General features: G+C 44.9%; 7 protein-coding genes. 2 read left to right on the top strand and 5 right to left on the bottom strand.

Annotation, left to right across the window (positions count from 1 at the left end; genetic code table 11):
- Window positions 1-110: 110 nt before the first annotated feature.
- The gene (locus tag B7360_RS11140) at window positions 111-1,349 is read left to right on the top strand and encodes a leucine-rich repeat-containing protein kinase family protein (protein WP_085343513.1); all 1,239 of its coding nucleotides are present in this window, start codon (window positions 111-113) and stop codon (window positions 1,347-1,349) included.
- 95 nt (window positions 1,350-1,444) lie between these two features.
- On the opposite strand, the gene B7360_RS11135 is transcribed toward B7360_RS11140, so the two are convergent.
- Window positions 1,445-2,734, bottom strand: a complete 1,290-nt coding sequence (locus B7360_RS11135; RefSeq protein WP_085343512.1) for a HAMP domain-containing sensor histidine kinase — start codon at window positions 2,732-2,734, stop codon at window positions 1,445-1,447.
- Window positions 2,731-3,408, bottom strand: coding sequence for a response regulator transcription factor (locus B7360_RS11130; RefSeq protein WP_048625732.1), 678 nt, complete (start codon window positions 3,406-3,408; stop codon window positions 2,731-2,733). Before B7360_RS11130 ends, B7360_RS11135 begins: the two co-directional genes overlap by 4 nt.
- 578 nt (window positions 3,409-3,986) lie before the next feature.
- On the opposite strand from B7360_RS11130, the gene B7360_RS11125 reads away from it, so the two are divergent.
- Complete coding sequence (locus B7360_RS11125; RefSeq protein WP_024702992.1) at window positions 3,987-6,083, top strand: methyl-accepting chemotaxis protein; 2,097 nt, start codon at window positions 3,987-3,989, stop codon at window positions 6,081-6,083.
- A gap of 102 nt (window positions 6,084-6,185) precedes the next feature.
- Here the strand turns inward: B7360_RS11125 and B7360_RS11120 are convergent, their stop codons facing one another.
- From B7360_RS11120 to B7360_RS11110, 3 genes are all read right to left on the bottom strand, one after another.
- Complete coding sequence (locus B7360_RS11120; RefSeq protein WP_085343511.1) at window positions 6,186-7,145, bottom strand: hypothetical protein; 960 nt, start codon at window positions 7,143-7,145, stop codon at window positions 6,186-6,188.
- A gap of 3 nt (window positions 7,146-7,148) precedes the next feature.
- Window positions 7,149-10,670: a T6SS effector BTH_I2691 family protein gene (locus tag B7360_RS11115; protein WP_085343510.1), complete on the bottom strand. Its 3,522-nt coding sequence runs from the start codon at window positions 10,668-10,670 to the stop codon at window positions 7,149-7,151.
- Window positions 10,671-10,932: 262 nt separating this feature from the next.
- Window positions 10,933-13,266 (bottom strand): YgiQ family radical SAM protein, encoded by a 2,334-nt coding sequence (locus B7360_RS11110; RefSeq protein WP_048625729.1) that lies wholly within the window; start codon window positions 13,264-13,266, stop codon window positions 10,933-10,935.
- Window positions 13,267-13,314 lie beyond the last annotated feature (48 nt).

Below are 13,314 nucleotides of genomic sequence, written 5' to 3'. Positions count from 1 at the left end.
TCTATCCTTTGGTTGCTTTGATTCCATGGTATTCCATCCCATGACTCGCCTTTCTACCTCAAGCAACGTACACTACGCCGCCTATTTCCATTCAATCAGAAGGCTTGGTTTTGCAGACTCTAGAACAATTAAAAAAAGGACAATTAGTAGGAATTAAACAACTGAAGTTGGCGGAAGGGCTAACTGAGTTCCCTATGGAAATTTTAGAGCTTGCAGACTCGCTTGAAGTGTTAGATTTATCCAGCAACGCACTGTCAGATTTGCCACAAGAGCTGGAACAGTTGACCAAACTAAAAATCATTTTTGCTTCCAATAATCAGTTCACCCATTTACCGGAGGTATTGGGCAAGCTGCCAAACCTTGAGATGGTTGGATTTAAAACCAACAAGATCAAAGTGGTGAGTGAAGCCTCACTACCAAGTCAGTTACGTTGGCTGATCCTGACTGACAACGAGATTGAAACGCTACCAAACAGTCTGGGTGAAAGACCGCGCTTAAGAAAGCTTGCACTGGCGGGGAATCGCATCAAACGACTGCCAAGTAGCATGGAAAACTTAGTTGATTTGGAACTGATTCGTCTCTCGGCGAACCAGCTAGAGCACTTTCCGGATGTGCTGATGAAGCTACCTAAATTGGCATGGTTTGCTTTTGCAGGTAATCCATTCTGCAAACACCCATCTTCGCTAAACAGTGTGCCGAAAGTGACCACAAACAGTTACTCGCTTAATCATGTTCTCGGCCAAGGGGCAAGTGGCGTGATTTCTCATGCTAACTGGACTGACGCTCAATACAACTTCCCGAGAGAAGTTGCGGTAAAAGTGTTCAAGGGAGAGGTCACCAGTGACGGCTATCCTCATGATGAACTTGAAGCGTGTTTGCAAGCTGGGCATCACAACAACCTAGTGAAATCCATCGCGCAAGTGGATGACGGTAAAGAGCTTGCTTTGGTGATGGAGCTAATTCCAAACAGTTACTACAACTTAGGTTTGCCACCAACGTTGGAAACCTGCACCCGAGATACGTTCGCACAAGGGTTTACGCTGACAGTCGAGCAAATGAATTCTATTGTTGAGCAGATGGTGGACGTATTTAATCACCTACACGACAACAAGGTGTGTCATGGTGATTTGTATGCGCACAATACGTTGGTGAACGAGCAAGGGGAGATGATCTTCGGTGACTTTGGCGCGGCGAGCATTTACGGCTATTTATCGGACGAGCAGCAAGCTGCAATCAGAGCCATTGAATCCAGAGCGTTGAAGTACTTTATCGAAGATGTGTTTTCTGTGTGCGAAGCGTCGGAGTCGGCATCGCAAACATTCGAACGACTAGTTGCGCTTGCTGCATAAGATTTCATTCAATCGAATAAGAAAGAGGTATCGAACTGCCCGTTTTGATACTGAGTAAATGAGATACCTCTTGATTGAATCTAGTGCTGAGGAAGTTACTCTGAGCAAGCCTCATGATGCTCTGACGAAAGGTCAATCACTGCCTCACATCCCCCCTCAGGATGTGTATCAATAGTGAATTGCCAGCCATAGCGTCGGCATAAGTCGTCCACAATCATTAGCCCCAAACCATGGCCTTCGGCATCTGGCACGGAAGAGAAACCTTCGCCTTCATCTCTCACCGACAGCGTGGTATCGGTCATGGTGATATGAATTGTTCCCGCTGACGTGGCTGCAATGCCGTTGCGAATTAAATTACTCAATGTAATGTTGAGTACCGCGGTGGTCGCTTTGGTTTGCGGGTGACCCCATATCTGTACATTAAATTCCAGGGATTTTTCATCGGCTTGCGCTTGGCTAAGAGCCAAGATGTTGTGAAGCTCTTGCTCTGAGAGGGTTCGAACGGGGCTGTCGTCGGTATTGCGTTCATATCGAACCAAACCCAACAAAGCATCAACCATGGTCGACATCTGCTGAGTTGCATCTTGAATACGGCCAATCTGACGTTCTTGAAATGACGTACTTGGGCTTCTGGCTAGCAAGCTGCTTGAACCTTTCATCACTGTGAGCGGAGTTCTCAGTTCATGACTGGCATATCGTGCAAAAGCTTGTTCACGTTTAATCACTTGATTGATTTGATGTCGATATTCATTAAGCTGATTTGCGAGCGTTTGGAATTCATTTGCAGAGCCTTCAGGGACAACAAATTTTTGTGTGGTGTCACCTTGATGGCGGTCCAGTTGCGTTTTTAGGGCACTAACAGGTTCAATGAGACGCAGAGAAAGTCTCGATAATAGGCTGCCAAAAATCAAAAGTAACCCGATTACAACCGCAAGCACCATAACGAGAACAAACATGAACTCGTTAGATGTAATTTCTATCTCATCAATCAGAGAGATCAGAATAATAGGATGTTCCTCTCCATCTTGCGTGTAGGTGCTCATGTAAATCATGCGAGTGTCTGGTTCGTCAGCAACTTCAGCGAGAAAGTACTTTTTATCTTGAATGAAGGGTTGATAGAGCTCAGGGACGAGATTGATGTCGTTGTATGCCGTTGTCAGTAAATCGAGTTTGATGATTCCGCTATCAGGATGGTTTCGAAAGTGCTCAATCGCCTCTTTTTTATCGATCATAATACGTCGTTCACCGACGCGATCTTCCGACCATAATAGCGCTCCGCTAACCAATGCGAAGCATAGCAAGCCAATCACAACCGACACTAGAAGGAAGAAGAGTTCAAGGCGTCCGGTTAAGCTTTGTGTATTGTTAAATAAGCGGCGAATCATGCCCCGGGCTCCAATCGGAAGCCGACTTTTGGAATGGTTTTCAAAACGTGCTCTTTGAATGGTTTGTCGAGCTGCCCACGCAATTGATAAATATGGCTACGCAACACATCGTTATTTGGCTCATCTTCTTGCCATAATCGGAAAGCAATCTCCTCACGTGTGACCACTTCTGGCGCGTTTTTCACCAGCATTTCTAGAATCGTGTACGTGGTTGGATTCAACGCCAACAGCTTATCTTGACGGTAGGCTTGATGCGTTTTTTGATCGATAGACACTTCGCCATACTGGAGTTTGGTTGATGCAACCGTACCGCGGTAGCGTTTAATCAATGCAGTCATGCGTGCTTCAAGAATATCGAGATCAAACGGTTTGGTGAGGTAGTCGTCGGCGCCGTGTTGGAAGCCTTTGAGCATGTCGTCTCGGCTATCAAGTGCTGTCAGCATCAACACCGGAGTGTTATTACCTGCATCGCGTAGCTTGTTGCACAGTGTTAGGCCATCCATGCGCGGCAGCATGAGGTCGAGCAAAATGATGTCAAACGCATTATCCATCGCCAGTTTTAAGCCTAGCTCACCGTTGTCGGCATAATCCAGCTGCATGCCAGCACACTCAAAATAATCAAACAACATTCCCGCTATTTCACGATTATCTTCTACCAAAAGTACACGCTTCATTTATTCTTATCCAATCTCGATAAATTCGAATGTTGATCTTAACGAACATTATTCACTATAGGTGTGAAAAAGTTGTCGACGATGATTTTCTCACCTTTGTGTCGGTTTTCAATGTCTAGCTTGAATACCGTCTTATTATCCAAGTAAATCTACGATCTCTTGTTCATATCTATCAATTTCTCTTGATGTATAAATGGGGTGGATTATTTGATTCTGTTAACTCTATATAAAACATGAAGATACTAAATTATTTATGTGACCTTGAGCACATTGTTAGTAATTACTGATTTTTACTGACTCACTCATAGAAAAAGTTCTTACTTCTCTTAAGTCCCTTTTTTAATTATGGTTATTGCTTTTAAATACAAACGCTTAGATTCTCCTTTTTGAGATAATTCAATTAAATCAATGGCTTCATGTATAAGCGAAAACCTGCATTATTTTATTTTTATTAATAAAACTACATTTTCTGTTCTTGCTCTGTTCATAAATGAAAGCCTTCCATTAACTTTACTTGTTTAAAATCCATGATCCTTCCAATGCTTAATGCCAGATAAAAATCAATTTGTGAGGCGATCATGTTTAACAGTATACGCACTCGAATTGCTGTCAGTGCGGGTGGGGCAATGGCCTTCACTCTATTGATTGCAATGGGTATGACAACCAATGCGTTCACGCAAGTGAATGAACAAATCACTACAAAAGTAAAATCTCAACTGACCGAAGCCACCACGACCGACCTGAGCAATACGGCGATTCAGCAAGGGCTGAATATTTCCAACCAGTTAGAGCCAGTGTTGGCGAACTTAAAGCAAGCGCGTTCAATTATCGAATTAAGCGCAGAGACGGCCGCAACGCCAGACATTATTGTTAAACAGTTTATTGCGTCGCTAGAAGCTCAGAACAAAGCTGTGTTTGCTGGTTACATGGTATGGGAAAAGCCATCGTGGGTTGAGCCAACGATTCAAGACAAAAGCCTTGGCTTTAATAGCGAAGGCTACTTAGCGCCATTCTTTTCGCCAAATTCGCACAACAGTTTTGATGTCGTGGCGATGGATAGCTTTAGCAATACTGAATTAAACAACAACGGTGAGCGTAAAGACGATTGGCACTTGATGCCTTACGAAACGGGCAAAACGTTCGTGATGGAACCGTACATGTATCCGGTTCGCGGCAAACAAGAACTGATCACGACCATTAGCCAACCAATCAAGTTACGTGGCGAGATCATTGGTTCTCTCGGTTTTGATTTGTCATTGAACGAGTTACAAAGCCAAAGTGAAGATTACGCGAGCGACTTATTTGATGGACAAGGCCGTATTCTGATTTCTTCGTGGAAAGGCATCACGCTGGCGAACAGCAGCCAAGCGGATCAAGTGGGTAAGAAAGTCTCTCATGAGTTGGCGTCTCAATGGGCACGTATTCAATCCATTGCGAAACAAAAAGGCGCAGGCCTTGTGACGTTTGGCGGGGATGAGTATGCGATTACTGCAATTGAAACCAGCGATGCGCCTTGGATCGTTATGGTGTCGGTTCCCAGTAGCTTCCTTAAAAAGAACGTGGATGACTACGAGCGATGGAGTGAAGAACAAAGTGCAGAAGCTCTTGAAAAGGGAGTGTGGGCAGGGATTATTGCGGCTCTGATTGGTATTGTTGCGATGACGATGATCGCGACCTCGTTGGGTAAAGTGTTAACTAACTTAGTGGAGCGTTTTAAAGACGCAGCGCAAGGCGAGGGCGACCTAACTTACCGCATTGAGGTGAAAGGTAAGGACGAAACTGCCCAACTGGCGCACTGGTTTAATACCTTCCTCGCTCGCATTCAGGAAATGCTTTTAACCGTAATGGCGACGGCAGACCAAGTTGATAAAAACGCAAGTGAAGGCCAAGCTCGCGCGGCGGCTTCGAGAGATCAACTGAACGTTCAAGTGAACGAAGTCAACTCGCTAGCAACGGCGATTAATGAGATGAGCGCAACCGCACAAGAAGTGGCAAATTCTGCGGTACAAGCAGCAGCGGCGGCAAGCCAAGTTCAAAGCAATAGTGCGAATGGCATGTCGCGTATGGACAATGCTGCAAGCGCGGTGGATAACCTCGCTTCGCAAGTGAATGATGCACAGCACCAGACGCAGAATTTGGTGGCTTCAAGCACGGCGATTCAGGGTATTCTGAGTGAGATTGGTGGCATTGCCGATCAAACCAACTTGTTGGCTCTGAACGCTGCGATTGAAGCTGCGCGTGCTGGTGAAGCGGGTCGTGGTTTTGCTGTGGTAGCCGATGAAGTCCGCAACCTTGCAACGCGGACACAAGGCTCGACAGAAGAAATTCGTGCAATGTTGGCTCGTTTGGAGCAAGAAACGCAATCAATCGTCGTGTTAATGGAGCAAAGCCAGAAGCAAGCGGTGGATACCAAAGAAGAAACACAAGCAGCGCAGTTGGCGTTGGCCGAAATAAACCAAGCTATTGAAGTGATTAATGATATGAATAATCAGATCGCTTCAGCGGCAGAAGAGCAAAGTTCGGTGTCGGAAGAGATCAACCGTAATGTGGTTGTGATTAATGATACGGCGATGGAAGTGATGGATACCATGTCATCTTCTGTAGCGATCAGTAACGAACTGACAGTAAAAGCCAGTGATCTTCACGGCGAGTTGAGTAAGTTCAAGTTGTCTTAATCAAGTAAGTGAGAGAGTTTAACCCAACTTAAAACGTTTACTTCTCACAAAACAAAAGGCTCCAGAGTTACCTCTGGAGCCTTTTTTAATGCTTGCTGCAAACTATGAAGCGGGACTTGCTGGCTGTTCACCAGCCGCTTTTAAGCGTTCGATTTCCGATTCGGTTTGCCACTTGCCGTTGTAAAGGTATTCACGCTCAGGAAGCGGGGCTTTTGAAGCCCTTAAATCAAATACCTCATCGGTTTGATATTCTCTACTACAAACCGGAATACTAAAGAGCCTTGATTCTGGCTTTGCTTCAAACAACTTTTTATGGTCATCGACCTCGGTACAATTCAGTTTGTAGACCTTTGACAGTTGCGCGACCATGGATTCTAAATCCGCTTCAGTTTTAAAGAAAACATAACAATCGAATCGATCTTGTGAGCGAAAGATAGTCTTATGAGCAGTATCTCGATATCTGCATATGTCATGCTTAAAATAGAACTGGATCACTTTCCTTTTCTTGTTGTAGTCCGCAAAAAGCCAATCTTCTCGTTCGCCCACTTTAACTTCTGTTCGTTCATCAGGCTGGCGTTTTAACATACCAAATGAAAGCAAAATGAATGCACCTGCTCCAGCTAATGCCATCGGACCAACCAGTGCTACCATAATCACACACACCACTGCACCTATCCTGCCAACAGCTTGCGTAGCGGTATTTACCCATTTAGGCATATTGCGACGCTTTTTCATCACAAAGCCTTTGCTAGAAAAAATATAGTCATAGCGATAATCGAGGCCAAACAAAAGGTAGCTGAGTCCGTACCCCATTATTAGTACACCAACAGCAACATACCCCATCAGAGGGTCTTGGCCTAAGGTATACCAAAACAAGAAAAGAACCACTGACATGATGGCAATTGGAACTAAGCTGTCAAATATATATGCAAAACGATTCGCTTCCTCGATATCATATTTACGCCATGTTGTTAAATTGTCTCCTGAGAGGATCTCTTGCTCTTGCGCCTCTTGATAAACCGCCAACTCTTCTGGGGTGATATAAAATGGTGAATATGCCAAGGGTTACTCCTGAAAACCTAATGTACCAACAGCGGGTGTGAGTGATTTTTTAATGATGTTTTGTTTGGTATTGTCTGAAATCACGCTATGAGTTGCACTCTGTTTTACGCTGTTTTGGAACCAATACTCACGCTTTGATGGGGCATCATCTTCCATATCATACGCTACTTGCATGGCAAGGTATTGATCGGTCTCTTTAATCGGCAACGTTACCTTATACACCAGTAACTCTTTGCTAGCTTGGCTCTGCGTTTCTAGCGTGACTAAATCTGCGTTTTGATGCCAAGAACCTGACGTCAAATCATCTTCTGTTGCCTTGGTGTTGGTACGCACTGTAACACCATTCGTTGCAGCACGACGTGGCAGCTGAATATGCACTTCCAAGCCAACTAACTCACGATGTGTATAGCCTGGATAAGCCTGAATTTTTTCAATCGGCTGATGGTATACCGTTGGCTGTTGAATAATAGATTGTAAGTCAAACAGTGCTTGCTGCACCAATGCTGAATTGTGCTTCTCTCTTTCGGGCAAACTTACAGATTGGCTCCACTGAGTACGACTCGGGTGATAACCCCAAGGCAGTTTATCTAACCATTTTTGGAAGTCATCTTGTTTCAGTTTGTTGAGTTTATAATTGATGGCTAGGTATGCTAACGTGAGAACAGCTAAAACTGCGGTAACAGGTCCACCAAAGGTTAAGTTTAGTGTTAATTTCCCTGTGAATCCTCCGTACGCTTGGATTATACCGACTATCGACATACCGGTTAATGCAGCAGCATTTGCTACATGCAGATATTTTTCTTGACCATAAGCGTCATCAGCACTCTGCCAAGAACGATATGCCTCAATACCCGCAGCCAACGCTCCTAAAGCCCCAGTAATCGCGAGCCATTTATTAAATACTTTTAAGTCATCAAGAATCAGGTTTTCAAAGCCTTTTGTATTTCGTTCTACTAACTTTTTAAGAGTTTTTAGCGAGTGCTCTCTGAGTTCGTCATTTCCCTTAACTTTATCCCATAACTTCCCTGTTCGAATGCCCGTCCAAGCACCGGCCGTGTAAAACAGCTTTTGTTGAATATCTAAGAAATCATCTTGGGTAATGAGCCCAGTTTTTTGAATACTGTTCATTGCATCAGCAAGTGCGAGGCAGTTAAAAATCAGAGCTAAGAAGCCCAAACCGCCTACATCTTCAAACCGTTTCTTGAGGTTGTTTAATCGGTTATCCCATATGTCTTTACGCATTTGAATTGTTGCCTCAAGTACGTCATCTGGAAGTTCTATGTACTGAGGGTATTCCAACGTCGCAACGGCCAAGCTTTTTTGAAGGTGCCGCTGTTGCTGGAGAACCTTCTTATACTCCGTGTTTGATATAGTTTTATCACCCTTGTTGAAGGCTGCTAACACTTCCTTGTTTTGGTTCGATGCGATGAGTTTTTTATCATGATTGGATTTCCAAGAACCAAAATTTTGTGCGTAGCCTTTGTTGATATTGATTGGAGTGTCTATCGACAAACGTTCTACAACGGCAGCTCTTAGGTAAAAACTTGTTCGGGTGAGCGGTTTTGACAATAGAGATATCATTAAGATAGACGCTTGGGCTGTTAGGCTAACGCCAACCTCTATTACCCCCTTGAGTAAAGCGCTGTTAGTCGCTTTGAATATGCTATCTAGCCCATCGAATCCTTTTGCTATATCTCTTAGAAATTCGGTTTCTGCAGTATTTGGGTTAGAAATAAAGTCCATTACTTTTGCATACATACCCACACGGTTACTTGCTACCGAAACGTAGTCCATAAACTGTTTGTCTGAGCTTTCAGTGTCTGGAACAATTTTGGCGACGTCTACTTCACCTACCTGATTTGAAACTTGTTCAGGAATTAATTTCTCCACTTGTTTAAAGAGACTACGACTAAATCCGGAAGTGTAGAGAGCGAGTAAACTGGTTGGTTTCTCCCATTGGCTTTCTGCCCATTGGCGGTCTTCTTCTTGCACCACCAAAGTAAATGACTCAACCGCTTGCTTATGAAGTTGATACAAGCTGTATTGCGTGTCTTCACTGTATAGGTCGAAGGTTCTTTCGAGATGATGCGGTGTCAAAGACTCCATTACAGCGATAAAGTCGGTTTTTACTGAAACAACTTCGGCAAGCATGGTTTCTTTTTGTTCTGACAGCTCTTGCATCTCGCTCAGCATTTGCTTCCAGTTCAGCTGCTTGCGCCAGCGTTCAGTCGCTATCCATTGTTCGTATTTACCAAATCGGTTTGCTGAAATTCGATATTTGTCCTGTATCGCTTTGGCAATGTCACTTTGAGTATGTTGGTGTGATTCAATCGCTCCGGCAGAAAACTTGGCAGGATAGCCGGACTGAACTGAGTTTTTGTTTTGTTCTGCTAAATCAAGTTGGTGGGAGGAATCATAATACTCAGCCATGTCGGTATAAAACGATAGCTCTTCGCCGTTACGCTTAACGCTAGCTGGCATGTCTATCTCGTCACTTGCCCCGAACATGCACAGTTGCATGGCGGTCTGCATTAAGTTCCACTGGTTTGAAAACTGATCAATGAAAAGGCGGTAGGGGCTTGCTGCGCCAACAAAATGCAGCGACATGTCTTGAATGTCTGCGGCGTAATCTTTTATCGCGACGAAGTAGCCCGATTCTTCTTCTGGAATCGCAGAGGTTAAGTCACTCTCGGCTGCGACAGGTTTAAAGGTAGAACCATCTTCGTCAGCTTTGGTAGCGATGCCAGAATCTGCAAAACGCCCATCATCAACTGCAGAAGGTTCAATATCAGCCACTTGAGTTAACTTATCGATTGGTGCAATGTTGTGCTGATTCTCGTTTGCAGACAGAACAATGGTTTGCATGCGATCGATATGATTACTCGGATTGTTAAGGACGCGCATGAACGTGTGCCATGTCCACCGGTGCTCAGAGAAACAAATCGATAGTACGCTTCCGTTGACGTAAGTAAGGAAAGGCCTTGCATCTTGTGGTGTCCCACGCTGTTCTGATTTTGGGCTTTCTGATTCTCCCAACTTATAGAGCGTGAATTGCGTTCCTTTGATTTCGTATTCGTCTAAGCTTTTGTTAATTGCATCATAGACATACAGCCAACCATCGCGTAGTTGACGCAGGGTGTAGCCAACGGTATTGAGTTTGGCTGGGCCTTGGCCTTTCCATTCTTCAGGCAAACCAAAAGATTGTGTTTCTTCCGTTTCTAGCTGATCGATGGCGTAGCGAACAGGGATGAAGTGTGCCGGTAAAGCCTCTGTTGGTTCTTTCTCGTTTTTTAAATTGAGAGGTTCTGGTTCTGACGGCGGTGGCGGATCGATTTTTTTTGTTTCTCCCTCCCAAAACATACTGCGCTCTGGGGGTGAGCCAGCAAGATCATCGGATTCCGTGGTTGGAACGATATTCAGCGATTTCAGCGTACCATCGCTTTCAAATGCCTGAACGGCCTCCTCATAGGTATAGCTGTTGTCGTGCCAGAACATCGAAGTTTTTGGAGGAAGTGGATTACTCATCGTTAGCCCATGTTTAAGAGTTTTACTCTATTACGCAAATATCGCACCAAAATAAAGTAATTCAAAATCAATGAGTTAGTTTTTTATTATTTTTCTTCAATCAAATAATTGTTTGTTTTTCCAATAAGTTGGTTGGTGTTTACCATTTTTTGTATTGATTGAATCAAAGTTTGAGTTGTGAGTGATACCTCAATGAACCGACAAAACAAAAGGGCTCCAGAGTTACCTCTGGAGCCCTTTCTAGTATTTAAGTGCTGAAGAATTAACGACGCTTTGGTTTACGTTGGCCAGCTGGTTTGCCTTGTCCTTGTGGGCGACCTTGACCTTGTGGCTTGCTACCTGCCGGGCGGTTTGCACCGTTGCCGCTAGGACGTTGGCCGTTGCTTGCAGGGCGTTGACCACCTTTTGCTTTGTCAGAGCCGTTACGGTTGCCAGATGGTTTACCATCTTTTGAACCGCCTTCAGAGCGTTTGTTCAAATGACCACCGAAGCCCGGTTGGTTTTTGGTATGTTTCGTAGCAAAGCGGTTTGCCCCGTGACGACCAGATTTACGACGTTGTGCAGGTGTTTGTGCTTCAATGTCTTCCGCAGGAACGAGACAGCCTTGTTTGTCACCAATCAGATGTTTTTTACCCATGCTGATTAGGGCTTCTCGGATCATTGGCCAGTTTGCTGGATCGTGGTAACGCAACAGCGCTTTATGTAGGCGACGTTGACGCTCACCTTTTGCTACAGGTACATCTTCACGTTTTTTATACTTCACTCGTTTCAGAGGGTTTGTCTCTGAGTAGTACATCGACGTTGCGTTACACATTGGCGAAGGGTAGAAGTTTTGTACTTGGTCACACTCGAAGTTGTTTTTCTTCAGCCACAGAGCAAGGTTCAGCATGTCTTCGTCTTCTGTGCCTGGGTGCGCAGAGATAAAGTAAGGGATTAAGTACTGCTTCTTACCCGCTTCTGCGCTGTACTTCTCGAACATCTCTTTAAAGCGATCATACGTGCCCATGCCAGGTTTCATCATCAGATCAAGAGGGCCTTTCTCTGTATGTTCCGGTGCAATCTTCAAGTAACCACCTACGTGATGAGTTACGAGCTCTTTCACGTATTCTGGTGATTCAATCGCAAGGTCGTAACGTACGCCAGATGCGACCATCACTTTCTTCACGCCTTCAACTTTACGCGCTTCGCGGTATAGATCGATGGTGTGTTTATGGTCTGTATTTAACTTGTTACAGATGCCCGGGAATACACAGGATGGACGACGACAGTTCGCTTCCGCTTTTGGATCTTTACAGCCCAGACGGTACATGTTTGCAGTCGGCCCACCAAGATCGGAAATTGTGCCAGTAAAGCCCGGAACTTTGTCGCGAATTTCTTCAATCTCGTTAATGATTGACTCTTTCGAGCGGTTTTGAATGATTCGGCCTTCGTGCTCGGTAATCGAACAGAAAGAACAGCCACCAAAACAACCACGCATGATGTTCACAGACGTTTTGATCATGTCATACGCTGGAATTTTCGCTTTGCCGTACATAGGATGAGGAACACGCGCGTAAGGCAAGCCAAACACAAAGTCCATCTCTTCGGTCGTCAATGGGATTGGGGCTTGGTTTACCCAAAGTTCACGATCACCATGGCTTTGAAGTAACGCTCGGCCAGAGTACGGGTTTGTTTCTAAATGCAATACACGACTTGCATGAGCATAAAGAATGCGATCGTTTCTTAGTTTTTCAAACGAAGGTAAGCGAACCGCAGTTGTCGCAGCATCGTGGCGTGATGGGCGAATCGTGATTGGTTGTGCAACTGGCTCATCTTTTTTAGTTTCACACTGAGTTTCTACTTCGTATGGGTTCTTTGGTACGAACGCTTCTTTACGAGGTTTTTCAATGCGAGAAGAATCGATAACCGTGTAGCCTTCTGGCGCGGCTGGCAAGTTCACGGCAGTACCACGAATATTGGTCATGGTGCTGATGTCTTCACCATTTGCGATGCGATGCGCCACTTCTACAAGTGCGCGTTCTGCGTTACCGAAAAGTAGGATGTCTGCTTTTGCATCAAACAGTACCGAACGGCGAACTTTGTCTGACCAGTAATCGTAGTGCGCAACACGGCGTAGGCTGGCTTCGATACCACCTAAAACAATAGGCACTTCTTTATAGGCTTCACGACAACGCTGAGAGTAAACCAAAGTCGCTCGGTCTGGGCGTTTGCCACCTTCGTTATTGGGGGTGTACGCGTCATCGTGACGAAGTTTTTTATCCGCGGTGTAACGGTTGATCATGGAGTCCATGTTACCCGCAGTGATCCCGAAGAACAGATTTGGCTTACCTAGCTGCATGAACGCATCTTTGTTTTGCCATTCTGGTTGAGCAATGATACCGACACGGAAACCCTGCGCTTCTAGCAGACGGCCAATGATAGCCATACCAAAGCTCGGGTGATCTACGTAAGCGTCACCGGTTACGATGATAATGTCACAGCTATCCCATCCTAGGGCGTCCATTTCTTTGCGACTGGTCGGCAAGAAAGGTGCCGTACCAAAACACTCTGCCCAGTATTTTTTGTACTCATGAATAGGAGTGATGTTATTGGTCATATTTTGCTCTCTGTTCCAGGGAGCGCGAATTATAGCGATTTGAGGATC

Origin of the sequence: Vibrio sp. ArtGut-C1, assembly GCF_002105475.1 — a bacterium.
GTDB lineage: Bacteria > Pseudomonadota > Gammaproteobacteria > Enterobacterales > Vibrionaceae > Vibrio > Vibrio diabolicus.
This window is presented reverse-complemented; position numbering and strand designations above follow the sequence as displayed.

Excerpts from the sequence above, each read along its gene's own strand:
- B7360_RS11135 (WP_085343512.1), bottom strand. The coding sequence starts at position 2,734 with ATGATTCGCCGCTTATTTAACAATACACAAAGCTTAACCGGACGCCTT.
- B7360_RS11130 (WP_048625732.1), bottom strand. The coding sequence starts at position 3,408 with ATGAAGCGTGTACTTTTGGTAGAAGATAATCGTGAAATAGCGGGAATG.
- B7360_RS11125 (WP_024702992.1), top strand. The coding sequence starts at position 3,987 with ATGTTTAACAGTATACGCACTCGAATTGCTGTCAGTGCGGGTGGGGCA.
- B7360_RS11115 (WP_085343510.1), bottom strand. The coding sequence starts at position 10,670 with ATGAGTAATCCACTTCCTCCAAAAACTTCGATGTTCTGGCACGACAAC.
- B7360_RS11110 (WP_048625729.1), bottom strand. The coding sequence starts at position 13,266 with ATGACCAATAACATCACTCCTATTCATGAGTACAAAAAATACTGGGCA.